Below are 18,709 nucleotides of genomic sequence, written 5' to 3' on the forward strand. Positions count from 1 at the left end.
AGACCTGTCACCGCCCGGTCAGCCGACAACGGCTGACCGGGCGGGAGCGTGTTCGGCCCTGCGGCCGTCGACCGCGTGGTCGACCTCGGCGTGGACCCGGCCGCTCTTCTCGCCGGCGAGCCGCCGCGGCGGACGCGCCGGACGCGCCGAGGCGGCCGGAGTGGCGGCCGGCGCGGAGAGGGCGAACCAGACGACCTTGCCCGACTCCCCGTCCGGCCGGACCCCCCAGCTCTCGCTGACGGCGGCGACCATGGCGAGCCCGCGCCCGCACGTGGCGAGCCCCTCGGCTTCCAGGAGGCTGTCGGGCATGTCCTCCACGACCGGCAGACGCGGGTCGTGGTCGTGCACGGAGACCATGAGCCGGCCGAGCAGCAGCTCGATCTCCACGGTGCACATCTTGTCGGGCTGGGCGTGCCGGTGGACGTTGGTGAGCAGCTCCGTCACACCGAGCGCCGCCCGGTCTATGAGGGGGTCCAGATGCCAGTAGCGCAACTGTGCAGAGACGATTCTGCGCACCTGGCCGATCCGCGACGGCAGGGCTTGGAGCTCTACCGTGCAGTGCCTGCTTGGGTGACTGATCACGGCTGCGACTCCCCGACTGAAGAGGTCCGGAAGAACACGGAGTTCGGATCGATCCAGCAGGGCGCCTGGTGGAACGGCCACCTGCTGCCATGCCCGGCGGGCTGGTTCGCAGCGTTATCGCCGGTAAACCCAGAGTGACGTGAGAACAGCGTGACTCAGGGGGCGAATGACCGCAACTCGCGGTGAGTCACCCGTTACGTCCCGCGGCCTTCCGTACGGCCTCGATGAACCGGCGTGCCGCCGGTGGGCCCGGCTCGCCCGGTGCGGGGTCGTGATCACCGAGGGTCAGCAGGTACCGCTTGCCGTTGAGGTCGGCAAGGGCCCGGTCGTCGGGGGCGAACCAGGGCTTGGAGGCCCGTACCGCCTGCACCGGTGCACTGTCGATCTCGCTGCCGTAGCTGGTGAGCAGCTCCACCCGGCCGTCGCTGATCCGGACCTGACCGGCCCGGGTGAGCGAACGCAGCCGCTTCCCGATCCGCACCCCCGTGGCTGTGAACTCCGGCTCCGCCATGCTCCCCGCCCCCTCGTGCGTTCTCGGTGTGCCGGCCCGTGATCCGGCTCGTCGCATGATCCAGTGTGCGCCCCCGTCCGGGACCTGCGCGTCCCGTTCGGTGCAGTCTGCCCGCACCCGGCGTCGAGCACCAGTGCGCATGCCACCCCCGCCGAGCGCGCCCGGAGCACTTGTCCGAATGCGCCCCCGGGGCACTGCGGAGCCCGTCCCCCAGGGTGGCCTTTGAGGCGCTCAAAGGTGTGTTTATGCAGGTGAGAAGCGTGCGGAAGGTGTTTATGATCGGGGCGTCGGCCGCGCGACCCGCCGCCGGCGCTCAGCGTAAGGAGCCCTGCCGTGAGCACCCCCCAGCAGATCCGGACCGGCGCCACCCTCGACGTCGACCGCAGCGACGCCGCCTACCGCGACTGGCTGAAAGAGGCCGTCCGCAAGGTCCAGGCCGATGCCAACCGCTCGGCCGACACCCATCTCCTGCGCTTCCCGCTCCCGGAGCGGTGGGGCATCGACCTGTACCTCAAGGACGAGTCGACCCATCCGACCGGCAGCCTCAAGCACCGCCTCGCCCGTTCCCTCTTCCTCTACGGCCTGTGCAATGGCTGGATCCGGCCGGACCGCCCGGTGATCGAGGCGTCCAGCGGCTCGACGGCCGTCTCCGAGGCCTACTTCGCGGGGCTGATCGGCGTCCCCTTCATCGCCGTCATGCCGCGCACGACCAGCGCCGAGAAGATCCGCCTCATCGAGTTCCACGGCGGCCGGTGCCACTTCGTGGACGACTCCCGCAAGATGTACGAGGAGTCCGCCCGGCTCGCGGTGGACACCGGCGGCCACTACATGGACCAGTTCACCTACGCGGAACGGGCCACGGACTGGCGCGGCAACAACAACATCGCCGAATCCATCTTCCGCCAGCTGGAGTTGGAGCGGTTCCCGGAACCCGCGTGGATCGTCGCCACGGCCGGCACCGGCGGCACCTCGGCGACCCTCGCCCGCTATGTCCACTACACCCAGCGCGACACCCGCATCTGTGTCGCCGACCCGGAGAACTCCTGTTTCTTCGAGGGCTGGACCACCGGCGATCCGGACGTCACCTGCGACTGCGGCTCCCGCATCGAGGGAATCGGCCGCCCCCGCATGGAACCGAGCTTCGTGCCCGGTGCCGTCGACCGGATGATGAAGGTCCCCGACGCGGCCAGCGTCGCCGCCGTACGGGCGCTGGAACAGGCCATCGGCCGCAAGGCGGGCGGCTCGACCGGCACCGGGCTGTGGAGCGCACTGAAGATCGTCGCCGAGATGGTGGCCGAGGGGCGGCGGGGGAGCGTGGTGACGCTGCTGTGCGATCCCGGGGACCGGTACCTCGACAAGTACTACTCGGACGCCTGGCTGGCCGAACAGGGCCTGGACATCGAGCCGTACGCCGAGGCGATCGAGTCGTTCCTGCAGACCGGGGTCTGGCCCTGCTGAGCGCTCCGCTGGAAGTGCGGCGAGAGGCTGTCGGTCGGCTGCGGCGCCGTCGTGGCTGGTCGCGCACCGCGCCGGAGCTGCTGATACATACGGAGCTGCTGATGTATCCAGCCCTGCACGCCTTCTGGGCGCTGCCGAACCGCAGTCGGCTCCACCGGATCCGCTAGGACGGGCCCTCGGAGGCCGCCAGACGCCGGTCCAGTTCGGCGACCGCGCCCCGGAACGCCCGCCCCAGCCCGGAGCTCGCGAGCTTCACCGCGAAGCGGATGGGGGCCGTGCCGTCGATGGCGAACGTCCAGCGCACATGGGTGCCCGTCCCCGAGGGGGTGAGCCGCCACTCCTCGGCGAAGGCCCGGACCCCGGGCGTGTTGGCCACGTCGACGCGGTACGCGTACACCTCGGGCTCCTTCGCCGCGATGATCGTCTCCTGGAAGCGTCCGCCGCCCCTGAGATGGATCTCGCGCGTCGAGCCGTCACCGGTCGGCCGGGCGAAGGTGACCGCGGAGAACCACTCCGGCCAGCCCGGCACATCGTCGGCGAGGGCCCGGTAGACCGCCTCCGGGCCCGCGGCCATCTCCCGGGCGAAGACCATGCGTACGGGCGCGACCTCGACGAAGTCGAGCCCCACGGCACGCAGTCGGTGAGCCACGGTCACACCCCCGGGTGACGACAGAGGGGTGACACCCTAACTGACGCTCAGTCAGCTGTCTGTACCGTCACCGGACTCGCCCGCCACCACCAGGCGCCGCAGATGCTCGGCGACCTCCTCGCGCGCCGGAGTCGGCAGCCCCGCGTCCGTCACCAGCGTGTCGACCTGATCGAGGGCCGCGAACGAACTCAGCCCCACCGTGCCCCACTTGGTGTGGTCGGCGACCACCACGACCCGCCGCGCCGACTGCACCAGACGCCGGTTGGTCTCGGCCTCCGCGAGGTTCGGCGTCGACAGACCCGCCTCGACCGATATCCCGTGGACCCCGAGGAACAGCACGTCGAAGTGGAGCGCCGCGATCGCCTGGTCGGCCACCGGACCCACCAGCGAGTCGGACGGCGTGCGCACCCCGCCGGTCAGCACCACCGTGGCCGCACCCTGACGGGGGCCCGTGGTGCGCTGCGCCGCGTGGAAGACATCGGCCACCCGCACCGAGTTGGTGACAACGGTCAGATCCGGCACGTCCAGCAGATGATGGGCCAGCGCATACGTCGTCGTACCGCCGGAGAGAGCGATCGCGGAACCCGGCGCCACCAGTTCGGCGGCCGCGCGGGCGATGTCCTCCTTGGCGGACAGCTCAAGGCCCGACTTGGCCTCGAAACCCGGCTCGTGGGTGCTCGCCTCGACCACCGGGACCGCGCCGCCGTGCACCTTCTCCAGGACGCCCTGCCGGGCGAGCGCGTCGAGATCGCGGCGCACCGTCATGTCCGACACGCCGAGCTTCCGGGTCAGTTCGTTGACCCGGACACCGCCGCGGCGCCGCACCTCGTCCAGGATGAGGGCGCGCCGCTGCTCCGCGAGGAGGTTCTGATTCTCACTCACGTACGCTCCGGTCCTTTCGCCGCCACCTGTCCGACACGCCCTGCGCACCCGCTCCGACAAGGGCATTCCCCCCGGTCCCGGTGCGCGGACGTCCCATCCTCGCACGGCACGGTACCGGTCGCGCCACCGACCGTCACGACGCGCGCATGTCACTGCAGCCACTCCGTTTCCCTGCCGGTCACCCGGATCGGGGAGATTCCGTGACGAGGGGTGTGCGGCGCGGCCCCAGCGGAGATCCTTGAGCCCGCACCTGCATGGGCGGACGGCGTGTCACGGGGGAAGTGCAGAACAGTGGAACGTGCGCAGGAACATGCTTCGACAGGCGGGCCGGAAGGCTCCGCACTGGAACTTCTGGTCCACGGGGTGGGCGGTACGACGCCCGAGAAGATGCTCGACGATCCGCGGACCGTGCGGATCACCGGCGACGACACCGCGGCCGTCTTCCGGCGCGCCGAGGACGCCGGGGCCGACACCGCACGCCGGGACGGATCACGCGGTGAGCCGGTCCCCGAGGCCTACGTCTGGTGCAACCTCACCTCCGGCAACGCCTCGCGCGCCCTGTGGCTGTTGCTGCTGCCGTTCATGGTCGTCAACCTCGCCCACTGGATGCGCCCCGCCGCGCGCGGCCGCACCCGCACCGTCCGGCTGTACGGACTGCTGGTCCGGCTCGCGGCGCTGTCCCTGACGGTGCTGCTGGTCGCCGCGGTCTGCGAGGTCGCCCTCGACCTGGCGGCCTGGCAGTGCGCGGGCAACTCCGCGTGCGCCGACCGCCACTCCTGGCTGGGCTTCCTGTCACCGACCGTCTCGAACGGCGGCTGGTGGAGCGGCCCCGGTCGCCGCCTCGCCCTGGCCGCACTCCTCCCCACCCTGCTCACCTGCCTGCTGTGGTACCTCTCCCACCGCACCTGGAACGCCTACGAGTCCCAGCAGCCGCTCTCCCACCCCTCCGAGCTCGACGAGGACAACGCCCGTACCGCCCTCGGCCGCCCCGGCTTCTGGTACGGCCGCCGCCTGGTGGCCCGCCTCCGCGCCGCCCACACCGCCGCCGCCCTGCTCACCATCGCCGCGGCCGTGGGTTCGGCAGCGGCCCGCTTCGACCGCCGCGCCGGAGGTCCCGTCGTGCTCGACACCCTGGGCCACCTCCTGACCGTGACCCTGGCCGCCGGAGCGGCCACGGTCATCTGGGTGGTCTGCCGCCGCGGCCGCAGCGAGCACCGCCTCGACCGCGAGCTCGACGAGCATCTCGTACGACGTCTGCCGCTCGCCGCGCTCGGCGTGCTCGCACTGACCCTGCTCTACGCGGGCTGGGACCGCCCGGGGTGGGAGTCGACGGGGCGGCTGCCGGGCGACGCGACCTTCGGCGGGATCGCCCTGGGGCAGGGGCTGATCGTGATCGTCCTCGCCGTCGTGGCCCGCCTGCTCCACGCGACCCACCCCGACCGCCGCGCCGCCATGCGCGGACTGGGCGGACCCGCCGTCGCGATGCTGGCCTGCGCCCTCGGCGGAGTGATGTCCGGCGGTGTCTCCCAGCGGGTGGCCGACTGGCTCGACGGCACCGGCACCTCCATCGCCGGACCGCCGGTCCTGCTGACCTGGCAGGCGTCCGTGATCCCGCCCCTCATCGTGGTGCTGCTGGTGCTGTGCGGCTGGCTGGGCCGGCGCACCTGGCTGCTGCGCCGCACCGAGCTGGACGCCGTGGCCGCCGCCTACCCCGACGAGCCCGAGGACCGGGCCCGCACCCGGAGCATCGCCACCACCCGCGCCCTGGCCGGCCTCACCGACCGGGCCCCGCTGATCGTCGCCGTCACCTCCGCCACGACCCTGCTGCTGGGTGCCGCGGCGCTGGTGGGCGCCCTCGTCACCGAGAAGACCCCGGCCGAGGCGGGGGAGACGTCGTACGCCTTCGTCCAGGGCGCCGCCGACACCGCGCAGGCGCTGGGCTCCTGGCTGATCGGGGTCGGCTTCATACTGTTCGTCACCTGGGGGCGGCGCGCCTACAAGGACCCCTCCGCGCGCCGCACCATCGGCATCCTGTGGGACGTCGGCACCTTCTGGCCGCGCGCCGCCCACCCCTTCTCGCCGCCCTGCTACGCCGAGCGCGCGGTGCCCGACCTGACCTGGAGGATGGCCACCTGGACCCGGGCCACCGGCGGCCGCCTGGTCATCTCCGGGCACTCCCAGGGCAGCGTCCTCGCCGCGGCGGCGGCCTGGCAGCTGACCCCGTCGGACCGCCGCAGGGTCGCGCTGCTGACGTACGGCTCCCCGCTGGAACGGCTCTACGGCCGCTGGTTCCCGGCCCACTTCGGGCCTGCGGCACTGAGCTCCCTGCACCACGACGTCGCCTGCTGGCGCAACCTGTACCGGCTCACCGACCCCATCGGCGGCCCGGTCCGGCTGCCCGGCGACTGCGGGCCCGAGGTCGACCACGCCCCGCTCGCGGACCCGCTGGCGTACGGCCGCACCGACCAACACCCCCTGCCCGCACCGATCCTGGGCCACTCCGACTACCAGGCCGACCCGGCCTTCGCCGAGGAACGGGGAAAGCTGCTGGGCCGGCTGCGGCCGGACGTACCGGCGCAGCGGTAGGGGAGGCCGGCCGCTCGGCAGGCTGCCGTGGACCGACCGGCGTCACCGCCGGATGGCGCCAACTCCTAAGGCAGCGCGGGCAGATCCTCCTCGAACAGCAGCGTCAGGACGTCCGTGCTGGGCTCCTCGACCTGGGCGACCCGGCTCGCGTGCCGCTCAACCATGGCCTCGAAGGTCTGGCGGGCGGTGCGGCCGTTGCCGAAGGCGGGGCCCTTCGGGATCGCCGTGAAGTACTTGAGGAGCGCCTCGGGGGCGCCCGGGGCCAGCCGGTACTCGTGCTCCTCGGCCTGCTGCTCCACGATCCGCAGCAGCTCGTCGGGGGCGTAGTCGCCGAAGGTGATGGTCCGTGAGAAGCGGGACGCCACACCCGGGTTGACCGAGAGGAACCGCTCCATCTCGGCCGTGTAGCCCGCGACGATCACCACGACCGCGTCCCGGTGGTCCTCCATCAGCTTCACCAGGGTGTCGATGGCCTCCTTGCCGAAGTCCCGGCCGGAGTCCTCGGGCGACAGCGCGTACGCCTCGTCGATGAACAGCACCCCGCCGCGAGCCCGGTCGAAGGCCTCCTGGGTGCGGATCGCGGTGGAGCCGATGTGCTCGCCGACCAGGTCCACGCGGGACACCTCGACGAGATGGCCCTTCTCCAGGACCCCGAGAGCGGCGAGGATCTCGCCGTAGAGACGGGCGACGGTCGTCTTGCCGGTGCCGGGGGAGCCGGTGAAGACCAGATGGCGCTTGACCGAGGCCGCCTTCAGGCCCGCCTGCTGGCGCCGCCGGCCGACCTCGATCATGTCGGTGAGGGCCCGCACCTCGCGCTTGACGCTCTCCAGGCCCACCAGCGCGTCCAGTTCACCCATGACGGCCTGGGAGGTGCGGGAGGCCTTCTCGGGCTCGGCCGGGGCGGCCGGGGGCTCCTGTTCGGCCGCCCGCTGCCCGGGGATCGAGCCGAGCAGACCGGGGGACTGGCTCACCGTCTGTACGGCCGTCTCCGGTGCGGCGGGCGTCCTCATGCCCGCGCTCCCCGCGCTCTCGTCGCTCGTGCAGTCCTCGACGACGGGGCCCGTGCCCGATCCGGAGTCCGGGCCGGCGTCGGCGAACTCGTAGCCGCCGCGGGTGCACCGCTCCGTGCGGCACTTCTTCAGCGTCGTACGGCAGCCGTCTATCACATGGAAGCCGTAGCCGCCGCTGCCGGTGACCCGGCAGTTGAGGAAGCTGCCCCGGCCGCCCGCGGAGACGTAGAACCCGGCCTCGGCGGGGGAGTCGACCGTGCAGCGCTCTATCGTCGGGTCGGCGCCCTTGGTGACGATGATCCCGGTCTGGGTGCCGTCCACCGTGCAGTTGTTGAGCGTGCCGCCGCTGCCGTGGTCCCGGAACCAGGCGCCGGTCGCGGCATCGCGGATGCGGCAGTCGTCGAGCTGTGCGGTGGCGCCGTCGCTCACCGACACGGCCGTGTTGCGCACCTGGGAGAGGTCGCTGTCGACGACGTCCGCGCGGGACCCGCGGTCGAGGACGAACAGCGCGTCCGGCACGTCGTGCACCCGGCAGGAGTCCAGCACCGCGGTCGCCCCGTCGCTCACCCACACCGCGGGGTAGTCGCCGGTGCTGTCGAAGATCTCGCACTGGTTGGCGTCCACCCGGGTGCCCGGGTCCCACACCGACAGTCCGTTGCGCCCGAACTGCCGCACCGTCGTGCGGGTCAGCGTCAGGACCGAACGCGAGCGCAGGTCCACCGCGTTCTCGGGGATGTCGTGGATCCGGCAGTCGGCCAGGGTGAGTACGGCGTCGGTGTCGAGGGTGACGCCGTCGCCGCTGGTGCGGTGCACACCGCAGTCGGTGAGCTGCGCGGTGGCCCTGTTGGTGACCTGGACACCGCTGCCGCGGACCTCGTAGACCTCGCAACCCACCGCTTCCAGCGCGGAGTTCTCGCCGGTCGCCGACAGACCCACGCCCGAGGCGTGGTGCACCCGGCAGCGCTCCAGCCGGGGGTGCCCGCCGCCGCGGACCGCGACCCCGGACTGGCCGGCCGCCACGACCTCGCACTCCTCGAACACCCCGCCCCCGCCGTCGACCACGGCGATCCCGATCCCGGCCGGGTTGTCGACGGTGCAGCGCCGCACGGTGGGACGGGCGCCGCCGCGCACCTCGATGCCGGCCGCGGACCGGGTGACGATGCGGATGTCGATGAGCTCCGGAGTGCCCTCCTCGACGAGCAGGGCGGGCGCTGCCGCGTCCTGACCCTCCACATGCAGGTCCTGGACCACCGCCGAGGCACACACGGTCAGCGGCACCCCGTCGGCGGGCGCGATGCGCACCGAGCCGGGGGAGCCCTCGGGGCCGCGCAGGGTCACCGCCCGCTGGACGACGAGGTTCTCCCGGTAGGTGCCGGGGGCGATGGTGAGGACGTCGCCGTCGGCCGCGGCCTCCAGGGCGGCGGCGAGCGATGCGTACTCACCCGTGCGGCGCCGCCACCGCGAGGTGCCGGTGTGCGTCACCTGGACCGTGCCCTGTGCCATGGCGTTGCCGTGCCCCCACTGTGCGGTACTCATGGGCTCACTCGCTGACGGGGCGTCACCGCCGGTACCGAGGGTGCTCGCGCATCCCGCACCGGCACGTCCCAACAGCTCGCTCGCGCGCGGGTCTCGTGCTGCCGAAGAAGTTCGGCCGGTCCACCGTAGCGTGCGCGCAGGTGGTGGGTTGACCAGAGCCGGAAGGCTGTCAGCTGCCGGTACCGGTCCGGCCCCAGTCCGGACCCGCCCGGTCCCAGGCCTGGTCCCAACGCGCGTACCGGCGACGGACCATGCGCCAGACGATCAGCCGACGGGCGGTCTCTATGAGGCCGGTACCGAGCAGCGCCGCGCCGAACCCGGCGAGGACGGCGTGTGTCGTGGCCGTCGCGGAGTCCAGCGGGCGGGCCACCAGGTGGCCCTGGGCGTCCGTCCATATCGTGAACCGGTCTCCGCTGCGCGGGTCCTTGAGGCTCGCCATGACCGAGCCGTGCTGTGCTGTGCCGTCCGGTGCGGTCCAGTGGGCCAGGACGCGGGTGCGCAGCTCACGTCCGGTGGAGGTCTCCGGATCGGCGTCCAGCGGGGAGCGGTCCAGTTTGCGGTTCACGGTCGCCGTCACCAGGTGGCGGGACGCGCGCTGGTTGCGGACCGAATCCTGCAGCGCGTCCTGGGCGACGCCGCCCACGAGAACACCGGCCACGGGTGTGACGACCAGGATGAGCAGCAGGGCCGCGAGGGCGACCCAGGCCTCGGCCAGGTCGGTCGCACGGCGCAGCGGATTGTGCCGCCAGCGCCAGAGTCCGCTGATCGCTCGCACCGTCCGCACCCCCTTCCCGCTCCGTGATAACCCGCGGCGGAGCCGTTCACGCGCGGACCCGGTCAAAGAGAGAGCGAAATCACCGGACCGGGGCCTCTCATGAACTTCTCACGATGCCCAACGCGCAGGCCCCCGCGCCCGGTTCCCGCATCGCGGCGCTTTTGTGGATCTTCGGCTTCTTGCGTCTTCGGGTTCCTGCGTCTTCGGCTTCTTGATCCGCGATTTGGTGAACCTTCAATATTCAGCCGAGAATCTCCACCGGGTCGCCGACGCGGATCGTGCCGCGGGACTGCGGCACCAGGTTCTGCCCGAAGACCAGCTTTCCGCTCAAGCGCCGGTGGCGTCCCAGCGTGTGCAGGGGTTCCCGGCCCCGCTCGGCGCTGCTCTGGTCGGTGGTGGTCACGACACAGCGCCCGCAGGTCTTGGCGACGCGGAAGACGACGTCACCGATCGCGACGCGCGACCAGTCGTCCTCGGCCCAGGCGTCGGTGCCCGACACGACCACGTTGGGCCGGAACCGGTTCATCGGCAGCGGGCCCTCGGCGGCGTGATCGCCCTGCGCGATCAAGGAGTTGAGAGCGTCCAGGGAACCGGTCGTGGTGAGCAGCAGGGGATAGCCGTCGGCGAAGGAGACGGTCTCGCCTTCCAGCGCGTAGTCGGGGTCGACGGGCCTGCGGCGGGCGGGATCGTCCATGTGCACGAGACGGACGTCGGCGCCCAGATAGGCGCTGCACCAGGCGTGCACCGCCGGGTCCTCGGCGGGCACCGCCTCCACCTTGTCCCGGAAGATCTCCATCGGCACGGTGCCGACCGGCCGCGGCACCGGGACCTCCAGCGGCGCCATGCCGGGCGCGGACAGGCGAACGCCGCCGCCGGGCAGAAGCTCGGCGGCGGCAAGCGCGATACGCGGCTGCTGGCGTTGCGTGACGACCTTTCCCCCGTCGTCGATCAGCGCCCAGCGCCTGTCCCCGGCCAGCCCCCAGGGCTCGACCTCGGCACTCCCGGGCGCGAGACCCCGGAACGCCTTGACCGGATGGACATGGATCGACAGCAGCTGCGCATTCCCCATGAGGACATCGTGCCAGGTGGCACGCGGAGTCCAGGGGTGGGCTCAGTAGCCGCGGTACTGCTGGTTGTTGTACGGGTCCTGGTACGGGGCCGGGGCCGGACGGGGCGCCGCGGGGCGCATCGCCTCGTAACCCATGCCCTGCGCCGCCGCCGGACGGGGCTGCTGGGGCTGGGGGCCGGGATAACCGCGCGGTGCGGCGGCCTGCTGCGGGATGTACGCGGCCGGCGCCTGCTGCAGCGGTGAGGGCTGCTGCGCCTGCGGGTAGCCGTAGGAGGGCTGGGACGGACCCGCCGGGAGGGCGGGCAGTGCCGAGGGCAGCGCGGGCAGGTTGCTGCTGCTCGGCATGGCGTACTCGGCGGGGACCCGGATCGGGGCGATCTGCGGGGTGCCCCGCTCGGCCACGAGGGAGTCGTAGATCGGAGTGTCCGGGAAGGAGGCGGAGTAGTAGCCGCCGCCATAAGTGGAGCGGGGGGAGGTCATGGCACATAAGTTAAGCCCACGATGTGCTGGTTGGGGAGACCGATAAGAGGGTTGTTTTCCGTGTCGGCAGTGGCACCGGACTCCCAATGCGAGCGAACTCGGCAAAAAAGGACGGGGACAGGGGTTCAGATCCTGTAAAGGCCGAGTTCCGGGCGGGTTACCGGGGGTTGGAGCGCGATCTTCCTGTGCACCTCATGGGAGTTCGCGGTCGCGGGGAATAGGTTGGCCCTGTAGAGAACCACCTGTAGAGAACCAATGGGCTGCCGGGACATGCCTGGCGCGGCGACACGTGATGGGGGCGGACATGTCGATGTCGAAAGGGTCCAACACTCCGGTGCCGACGACGGCGCTGCGGGTCGAACTGGGCTGGAGCACGGGACCGGGCGTACCCGACGCCGACGCGTCGGCGCTGCTCCTCGTGGGCGGAAAGGTCCGCTCCGACGGCGACTTCGTCTTCTACAACCAGCCGGCGCACACCTCGGGCGCCGTCCGCCACGAGGGCAAGCAGAACGTCGGCGGCCGGGTGATCGACACACTTCTCGTCGACCTCGCGCGCGTGGAGCCCGCCGTCGAGACGGTCGTCCTGGCCGCCTCCAGTGACGGCGGGTCGTTCGGGCAGGTGCCGGGCCTCTACATCGAGGTCAAGGACGCCGCCCAGGGCACCGTGGCCGCCCGCTTCGACAGCGCGGGCGCCACCGTCGAAACCGCTTTCGTGCTCGGCGAGTTCTACCGCCGCCAGGGCAGCTGGAAGTTCCGTGCCGTCGGCCAGGGCTACAGCAGCGGGCTCGAAGGGCTGGCCACGGACTTCGGGATCACGGTGGACGAACCTCAGCAGGCGGCGCCGCCCGCCCCGGTGGCCCCGCCGGTCACCGCTCCTCCGGTCCCCGCTCCCGCGGTCACGGCCCCGCCGGTGACCATGCCGCCGCCTCCGGCCGCCCCGCCGGCACCCCCGGCCGCCCAGCCGGTCCGGCTCACCAAGGTCACGCTCACCAAGGCGGCCCCGTCGGTCTCGCTGACCAAGCAGGGCGGCACCTCGGGCGCGATGCGCGTGAACCTCAACTGGGAGGTCCGCAAGCAGTTCTCGGGCTGGGCGAGCAAGCTGGGCCGCCCGGTCGCGATGCACAACGACCTCGACCTGGACCTGTGCGCCCTGTACGAGCTCACCGACGGCAGCAAGGGCGTCGTCCAGGCCCTCGGCAACGCCTTCGGCTCACTGCACCAGCCGCCGTTCATCCATCTCGACGGCGACGACCGCACCGGCGCCGTGACCAGTGGCGAGAACCTCACCGTGAATCTCGACCACAAGCAGTACTTCCGGCGCATCCTCGTCTTCGTGACCATCTACGAGGGCGCCCGCTCCTTCGCCGACCTGCACGCCACGGTCACCCTGCAGCCGCAGTACGGCGCCCCGATCGACTTCTCGCTCGACGAGTGCACCGTCCCCTCGACGGTGTGCGCGCTCGCCCTGATCACCAACACCGGCTCCGACCTCGTCGTCCAGCGCGAGGCCCGCTATCTGGTGCCCGAGCGCGGGGTGAGCCCGCAGCGCACCGTCGACTACGCCTACGGCTGGGGCATGAACTGGACCCCCGGCCGCAAGTGAGGGATCAGCTCTCGTCGCCGACCACGGCGTCCGGACGCGCGTAGGTGCGGCCCTTCCAGGCCGCGCCGCGCCCCCGGTGGTGCTGGACCGCCGAGTCGACGGTCATCAGCAGATACAGGAACGCCGTGAACGGCAGCAGGGGAGCGAGCCACAGCGGCTGCCGGTAGTAGCGGAGCATCGGGACGTACGTCCCCGTCATCACCAGCCACGCGAGGCCGCCGAGGACCGCGGTCGTCGTACCGCCCGCGGCGAGCCCGACGACGAGGGCGACCGGCGGCACCAGGTAGACCAGCGCGAGCCCGATCACCGTGCCGGTCAGCAGGAACGGGCTGTGCCGCAACTGCGCGTAGGCACTGCGCGAGACCATGCGCCACAGGTCGTGCAGGCGTGGATACGGACGCACGCTGTCCACCCGTTCGGCCAGCCCCAGCCAGATGTGACCGCCGCCGCCCTTGACCGCCCGCGCGAGAGCCACGTCGTCGATGACGGCGTGCCGGATCGCGTCCGGGATCCGGGCCCGCTCGGCGGTCTCCGCGCGCAGCAGCACACAGCCGCCCGCCGCGGCCGCCGTCCGCGACCCCCTCCTGCCGATCCGGCGGAAGGGATACAGCTGGGCGAAGAAGTAGACGAACGCCGGCACCACCAGCCGCTCCCACAGGCTCTCCACCCGCAGCCGGGCCATCTGGGACACGACGTCGAACCCGCCGGTGCGGGCCGCCGCGACCAGCTCCCGCAGGCTCTCCGGCTCGTGCGCGATGTCGGCGTCCGTCAGCAGCAGATACTCGGGCTCACGCGCGCGTGCCAGGCCGATGCCGTGCCGCACCGCCCACAGCTTGCCCGTCCAGCCCGGGGGCGGTTCGCCGGGCGAGCCGACGGTCAGCGGCAGTCCGCCGTACCGCCGCGACAGTTCCCGGGCCAGCTCCCCGGTGCCGTCCGAGCTGCCGTCGTCGACCAGGAAGACCTCGGCCCGCCCCGGATATTCCTGGGCCAGCAGCGACGGAAGACTGGCGGGCAGGACCGCGGCCTCGTCGCGCGCGGGGACGACGACGCAGACGTGAGGCCAGTCGTCCGGCTCCCGGCGCTCGGGCAGTCTGACGTCGGTGCGCCAGAAGAAGCCCTGGCAGAGCAACAGCCACAGCCAGGCGGCGAGAGAAGCGGCGGCGGTCCACGTCATGGCGCTCACGTGCGCAGTGTGCCCCACAGGACCGGCCCGGAAGGGCGCATCGTCTATCGTGGCCGGGTGAAGATCGCGCTCATGGACTCCGGAATCGGCCTGCTGGCGGCCACCGCCGCGGTACGGCGGCTGCGCCCCGACGCCGATCTCGTCCTCTCTCTCGACCCCGACGGCATGCCCTGGGGACCGCGGACTCCCGAGGACCTCACCCGGCGCGCCCTGGCCGTCGCCGAGGCCGCCGCCGCGCACGAGCCCGCGGCGCTGATCGTCGGCTGCAACACCGCCACCGTGCACGCGCTGCCCGCCCTGCGCACCCTCCTGGAACCCGCGCTGCCGGTCATCGGCACCGTCCCGGCGATCAAGCCGGCCGCGGCCGGTGGCGGACCCTTCGCGATCTGGGCCACGCCCGCCACCACCGGCAGCCCCTACCAGCGCGGTCTCATCAAGGACTTCGCCGACGGGGTCACCGTCACCGAAGTTCCCTGCCACGGCCTTGCCGAGGCCGTGGAGCACGCCGACGAGGCGGCCATCGACGCCGCCGTCGCCGCGGCTGCCGCACTGACCCCCGACGATGTGACGACCGTCGTCCTGGGCTGCACCCATTACGAACTCGTCGCCGAGCGGATCCGTGCCGCCGTCCAGCGCCCCGGCACCGCGCCGCTCGTCCTGCACGCCTCCGCCGGCGCCGTCGCCGCCCAGGCGCTGCGCCGGATCGGCGAGCAGCCCGCCCCGCAGGCCGCCGGCGGCACCCTCACCGTCCTGCTGAGCGGACGCGAGGGCACGCTGCCCACGGCCGCGCTGGCGTACGAGGAAGGCCGGCTCCTCCAGGCGGTCGCCCCCGCCCACTGACCGAGCGTGACAAAAGGGACGGGTCAGCCCACCGGCCCACCCGGCGTTCGCTACGCGCTACCCGCACGGCGAATCCTGAGTAACCTCGTAGTCATGAGGGACCACCCCCACGGCGAGAACACGCCGCATCCCGACGTCTGGACCGGACGCGCCACCAACCGGGTCCAGTGGCTGCTGGCGCTCGTCGGCGCCGCGTGCATGGCGCTCGGCATCGAGCTGGCCGTCGACTCGGCGTGGACCTCCGGCATCGCCCCGCTCGCGATGGCCGTCGTCGGCTGCATCGCGGCCGGTCTGCTCGTCCTCTTCGGCACCCTGGCCTTCGTGCACGTCGCGCTCAAGGTCGACGAGGAGTCCCTCGAAGTGCGCTGCGGCCACATGGGTCTGCCGCGCCGCCGCATCCTGCTGTCGAACGTGGCGGGTGCCGAGGTCGACGCCCACATCACCCCGCGCCACTGGGGCGGCTGGGGCTACCGCTGGCGGCCCGAGAAGGGCACCGCCGTCGTTGTACGCCGTGGTGAGGGCGTGGTGCTGCGGCTGTGGGACGGGCACACGTTCACGATCACCGTGGACGACGCGGAGGCGGCCGTGCAGATCATCAGGGACCGACTGCACCCGCGCGCCCACGGCACGACGCACTGAGTCACGGAGCCGGCCGGTCACCGCGCGGGCGTCCGTCGTCGGCCAGGGGGCGGGCCGTGGCCAGCCCGGCCAGCAGTCCGGCGCCCACCGAGACCGTGGTGAAGCTGAGCGCGTTGCCGACCGCGGCGATCGCCGCGAGTGCCGTCAGCGCCGCGCCCGCGGTGAGCGCGACCGGAGTGGGGCGAGGGGAGCGCCACAGCGTGTAGAGCAGCCAGCAGAAGGCGGCGGCGAGCAGCACCACACCGACAACGCCCTGTTCGGCGGCCTGCTGGAGCGGCGCCGAGTGCGGTTTGCCGTCCGACTGCAGGGTCTGGGCCGCCGTGGTGCTGAGCTCGCCGAAGCGTCCGGGACCCACGCCGAGGGCGGCGTCCCGGTGCGCCAGGTGCAGCGCGTCGTGCCACAGCTCGATCCGCTGCCGGGTCAGCTGCCCCTCCAGCGACACGGCGAGCCCCTCCGGCACCGCCCGGCCGGCGACCGCCCAGACCAGCCCGGTCACGGCGGTCGACGCCAGGAACAGTCCGGCGAAGCCCGCGGCCCGGTGATGACGCATCCGGCCGGCGGCGAGCGAGCTCAGCAGCACCGCGGCACAGGCGGCGGAGCCGCCGACCGACCCCAGGACCGCGGCGGTCACCATGATCCCGACGGCCAGGACCCGTAGGCCCAGCCGCAGCGCAGGCGCCCGTACGGCCCAGGCGGCACAGCACGCGGCGCCCGTGGCCAGCACCAGGACGGCGGCCGTGGCGCCGGCGTGGCCGAGCGGTGCGACGACCTCGGGACCGGCGGAGAGATGCGGGGCGGCCGCGGCGAGAGCGACCCCGGTGAGCGCCGCCGCGCCCAGCCCCGCGACCGGCAGGATCGCTCCGCAGATCCGTCCGGCCGCATAGCCGGCGGCCACGGCGAGGACGGCCAGCAGCACGCCCTCGGGGCGGCCGTCGTGCACGGCAGCCGTGATCAGGGACCAGCCGGCGCAGGCCCCGAGCACCACGACACCCGTCGCGTCCGAAACGTTTCGTCTGTCGCCCTCTTCCGCCGGACCGGCCGCAGACGTCATCCCCGTTGACCCCACCCGACCCCCCGAACCGGTCGCCCCCGCGACCTGTGCCGGACCCAGGTCGTACAGCCGCCTGACCGGCGGTACGACAAAGGCTCCGGCGTCACGGTAACGGGTGATGGGCGTTTTGTGGACGCGTTGCGCAGGACGGGTGCGTCAGGAGCGGGCGCGGGCGTCCCGTGCCACCGATCCGACCGCGCTGTCGGCGCCGAGGTCACCGGCCGTACACTCCCGGAGTGACCGTCACCGCAACATCCGTGGACGAGTCGGACCAGCAGCAGCCGGCAGCGCCCGCCTCCCGCGCGGCCCGCCTCAAGCGCTTCGTCCCGGCTCTCGCCGCCGCGCTCTCCGGAGTGCTGCTCTACGTCAGCTTCCCGCCCCGCACCCTGTGGTGGCTCGCCCTGCCGGCGTTCGCCGTCTTCGGCTGGGTGCTGCGCGGCCGCAGCTGGAAGGCGGGCCTGGGCCTCGGCTACCTCTTCGGCCTCGGCTTCCTGCTGCCGCTGCTGGTGTGGACCGGCGTGGAGGTCGGCCCCGGCCCCTGGCTGGCCCTCGTGGTGATCGAGGCGGTCTTCGTCGCACTGGTCGGCGCGGGCATCGCCACGGTGTCGAAGCTGCCCGGCGCCCCGCTGTGGTCGGCCGCCCTGTGGATCGCAGGGGAGGCCGCACGCGCGCGCGTGCCGTTCAACGGCTTCCCCTGGGGCAAGATCGCCTTCGGCCAGGCCGACGGTGTCTTCCTGCCGCTCGCCGCGGTGGGCGGAACCCCGGTCCTCGGCTTCGCGGTCGTCCTGTGCGGCTTCGGGCTGTACGACGTCGTCCGTCTGGCCGTGGAGAAGCGTCGAGGCCAGGAGATACGGCGGTCCGCGGCCGCCGTCGCCCTGCTGAGCCTGACCGCCCCCGTGATCGGCGCCGTCGCCGCCCGCCCGTTGGTGAGCGACAAGGCCGAGGACGGCACCGCGACCGTCGCGGTCATCCAGGGCAACGTGCCCCGCGCGGGACTCGATTTCAACGCCCAGCGCCGGGCCGTCCTCGACTACCACGCGCGCGAGACCGAGAAGCTGGCCGCCCAGGTCAAGGCCGGCGAGAAGCCCAGGCCCGACTTCGTGCTGTGGCCCGAGAACTCCTCCGACATCGACCCCTTCGCCAACGAGGACGCGCGTGACGTCATCGACACGGCGGCCAGGGCGATCGGTGTGCCGATCTCGGTCGGCGGAGTCGTCGAGCGGGACGGCAAGCTCTACAACGAGCAGATCCTGTGGGACCCGGTGAAGGGCCCGACGGACACCTACGACAAGCGGCAGATCCAGCCGTTCGGCGAGTACCTCCCGCTGCGCTCGCTCATCGGGGCGATCAACGGCGAGTGGACGTCCATGGTCCGCCAGGACTTCAGCCGCGGCACCGAACCGGGCGTGTTCACCATGGCCGGTGCCAAGGTCGGCCTGGTCACCTGCTACGAGGCGGCCTTCGACTGGGCCGTGCGCTCCGAGGTCACCGACGGCGCCCAGCTGATCTCCGTACCCAGCAACAACGCGACCTTCGACCGCAGCGAGATGACCTACCAGCAGCTCGCCATGTCCCGGGTCCGCGCCGTCGAGCACAGCCGGACCGTGACCGTGCCGGTGACCAGCGGCGTCAGCGCGATCATCATGCCGGACGGACGGATCACCCAGAAGACCGGCATGTTCGTCGCCGACAACCTCGTCCAGAAGGTGCCGCTGCGCTCCTCGCAGACGCCCGCCACGAAGCTGGGCATCCTGCCGGAGATGCTCCTGGTACTGGTCGCCGCGGGCGGCCTCGGCTGGGCGATCGGATCCGGCCTGCGCAACAGGCGGGCGGGAACGGCCAGTTAGGGTCAGGA

The 18,709-nt window shown here is 72.5% G+C and carries 16 protein-coding genes; 6 read left to right on the forward strand and 10 right to left on the reverse strand.

All coding sequences use genetic code 11. The features are described 5' to 3' along the window. Positions 1 to 18: 18 nt before the first annotated feature. Positions 19 to 582 carry an ATP-binding protein gene (locus tag PH203_RS19840; RefSeq protein ID WP_289921497.1) on the reverse strand — a complete coding sequence of 188 codons (564 nt, stop codon included), beginning with the start codon at positions 580 to 582 and terminating at the stop codon, positions 19 to 21. Between the two features lie 187 nt (positions 583 to 769). Next, positions 770 to 1,093 (reverse strand): hypothetical protein, encoded by a 324-nt coding sequence (locus tag PH203_RS19845; RefSeq protein ID WP_289921498.1) that lies wholly within the window; start codon positions 1,091 to 1,093, stop codon positions 770 to 772. Between the two features lie 333 nt (positions 1,094 to 1,426). Here PH203_RS19845 and PH203_RS19850 point away from each other — a divergent pair, with 333 nt between their 5' ends. Then, positions 1,427 to 2,551 (forward strand): PLP-dependent cysteine synthase family protein, encoded by a 1,125-nt coding sequence (locus PH203_RS19850; protein WP_289921499.1) that lies wholly within the window; start codon positions 1,427 to 1,429, stop codon positions 2,549 to 2,551. 163 nt (positions 2,552 to 2,714) lie between these two features. On the opposite strand, the gene PH203_RS19855 is transcribed toward PH203_RS19850, so the two are convergent. Both PH203_RS19855 and PH203_RS19860 read right to left on the reverse strand, forming a co-directional pair. Continuing rightward, a complete protein-coding gene (locus PH203_RS19855; protein ID WP_289921500.1) occupies positions 2,715 to 3,200 on the reverse strand; it encodes an SRPBCC family protein in 486 nt (161 codons plus the stop codon). A 51-nt stretch (positions 3,201 to 3,251) separates the two neighbouring features. Beyond that, complete coding sequence (locus PH203_RS19860; protein WP_289921501.1) at positions 3,252 to 4,082, reverse strand: DeoR/GlpR family DNA-binding transcription regulator; 831 nt, start codon at positions 4,080 to 4,082, stop codon at positions 3,252 to 3,254. Between the two features lie 291 nt (positions 4,083 to 4,373). Between PH203_RS19860 and PH203_RS19865 the strand changes: the two genes are divergently transcribed. Next, a complete protein-coding gene (locus PH203_RS19865; RefSeq protein WP_289921502.1) occupies positions 4,374 to 6,668 on the forward strand; it encodes a hypothetical protein in 2,295 nt (764 codons plus the stop codon). A gap of 65 nt (positions 6,669 to 6,733) precedes the next feature. Here the strand turns inward: PH203_RS19865 and PH203_RS19870 are convergent, their stop codons facing one another. The 4 genes from PH203_RS19870 to PH203_RS19885 all read right to left on the reverse strand — a co-directional run bounded on the left by PH203_RS19870 (position 6,734) and on the right by PH203_RS19885 (position 11,538). Continuing rightward, a complete protein-coding gene (locus tag PH203_RS19870) occupies positions 6,734 to 9,181 on the reverse strand; it encodes a right-handed parallel beta-helix repeat-containing protein (RefSeq protein ID WP_289921881.1) in 2,448 nt (815 codons plus the stop codon). A gap of 202 nt (positions 9,182 to 9,383) precedes the next feature. Continuing rightward, positions 9,384 to 9,989, reverse strand: coding sequence for a hypothetical protein (locus PH203_RS19875; RefSeq protein WP_289921503.1), 606 nt, complete (start codon positions 9,987 to 9,989; stop codon positions 9,384 to 9,386). A gap of 241 nt (positions 9,990 to 10,230) precedes the next feature. Next, positions 10,231 to 11,058 (reverse strand): MOSC N-terminal beta barrel domain-containing protein, encoded by an 828-nt coding sequence (locus PH203_RS19880; RefSeq protein ID WP_289921504.1) that lies wholly within the window; start codon positions 11,056 to 11,058, stop codon positions 10,231 to 10,233. A 42-nt stretch (positions 11,059 to 11,100) separates the two neighbouring features. After that, on the reverse strand, positions 11,101 to 11,538 hold the full coding sequence (locus tag PH203_RS19885; RefSeq protein WP_289921505.1) for a DUF6643 family protein: 438 nt from the start codon (positions 11,536 to 11,538) through the stop codon (positions 11,101 to 11,103). Between the two features lie 310 nt (positions 11,539 to 11,848). On the opposite strand from PH203_RS19885, the gene PH203_RS19890 reads away from it, so the two are divergent. Continuing rightward, positions 11,849 to 13,141 carry a TerD family protein gene (locus PH203_RS19890; protein ID WP_289921883.1) on the forward strand — a complete coding sequence of 431 codons (1,293 nt, stop codon included), beginning with the start codon at positions 11,849 to 11,851 and terminating at the stop codon, positions 13,139 to 13,141. Between the two features lie 4 nt (positions 13,142 to 13,145). Here the strand turns inward: PH203_RS19890 and PH203_RS19895 are convergent, their stop codons facing one another. Then, on the reverse strand, positions 13,146 to 14,315 hold the full coding sequence (locus tag PH203_RS19895; protein ID WP_289921885.1) for a glycosyltransferase: 1,170 nt from the start codon (positions 14,313 to 14,315) through the stop codon (positions 13,146 to 13,148). A gap of 66 nt (positions 14,316 to 14,381) precedes the next feature. Here PH203_RS19895 and PH203_RS19900 point away from each other — a divergent pair, with 66 nt between their 5' ends. Both PH203_RS19900 and PH203_RS19905 read left to right on the forward strand, forming a co-directional pair. After that, entirely contained in the window at positions 14,382 to 15,164 is a 783-nt protein-coding gene (locus PH203_RS19900; RefSeq protein ID WP_289921506.1) for an aspartate/glutamate racemase family protein, read from the forward strand. A 93-nt stretch (positions 15,165 to 15,257) separates the two neighbouring features. Then, a complete protein-coding gene (locus PH203_RS19905) occupies positions 15,258 to 15,803 on the forward strand; it encodes a hypothetical protein (protein ID WP_289921507.1) in 546 nt (181 codons plus the stop codon). 1 nt (position 15,804) lies between these two features. Here the strand turns inward: PH203_RS19905 and PH203_RS19910 are convergent, their stop codons facing one another. Then, positions 15,805 to 16,854, reverse strand: coding sequence for an O-antigen ligase family protein (locus tag PH203_RS19910; protein ID WP_289921508.1), 1,050 nt, complete (start codon positions 16,852 to 16,854; stop codon positions 15,805 to 15,807). A 236-nt stretch (positions 16,855 to 17,090) separates the two neighbouring features. Here PH203_RS19910 and lnt point away from each other — a divergent pair, with 236 nt between their 5' ends. Then, the gene (gene lnt, locus PH203_RS19915; protein WP_289921509.1) at positions 17,091 to 18,701 is read left to right on the forward strand and encodes an apolipoprotein N-acyltransferase; all 1,611 of its coding nucleotides are present in this window, start codon (positions 17,091 to 17,093) and stop codon (positions 18,699 to 18,701) included. The last annotated feature ends 8 nt before the right edge of the window (positions 18,702 to 18,709 follow it).

Source organism: Streptomyces sp. S.PB5, assembly GCF_030403745.1.
Lineage (GTDB): Bacteria > Actinomycetota > Actinomycetes > Streptomycetales > Streptomycetaceae > Streptomyces.

Excerpts from the sequence above, each read along its gene's own strand:
- PH203_RS19880 (WP_289921504.1), bottom strand. The coding sequence starts at position 11,058 with ATGGGGAATGCGCAGCTGCTGTCGATCCATGTCCATCCGGTCAAGGCG.
- PH203_RS19885 (WP_289921505.1), bottom strand. The coding sequence starts at position 11,538 with ATGACCTCCCCCCGCTCCACTTATGGCGGCGGCTACTACTCCGCCTCC.
- PH203_RS19910 (WP_289921508.1), bottom strand. The coding sequence starts at position 16,854 with ATGACGTCTGCGGCCGGTCCGGCGGAAGAGGGCGACAGACGAAACGTT.
- PH203_RS19870 (WP_289921881.1), bottom strand. The coding sequence starts at position 9,181 with ATGGCACAGGGCACGGTCCAGGTGACGCACACCGGCACCTCGCGGTGG.
- PH203_RS19890 (WP_289921883.1), top strand. The coding sequence starts at position 11,849 with ATGTCGAAAGGGTCCAACACTCCGGTGCCGACGACGGCGCTGCGGGTC.
- PH203_RS19895 (WP_289921885.1), bottom strand. The coding sequence starts at position 14,315 with ATGACGTGGACCGCCGCCGCTTCTCTCGCCGCCTGGCTGTGGCTGTTG.
- PH203_RS19905 (WP_289921507.1), top strand. The coding sequence starts at position 15,258 with ATGAGGGACCACCCCCACGGCGAGAACACGCCGCATCCCGACGTCTGG.
- PH203_RS19845 (WP_289921498.1), bottom strand. The coding sequence starts at position 1,093 with ATGGCGGAGCCGGAGTTCACAGCCACGGGGGTGCGGATCGGGAAGCGG.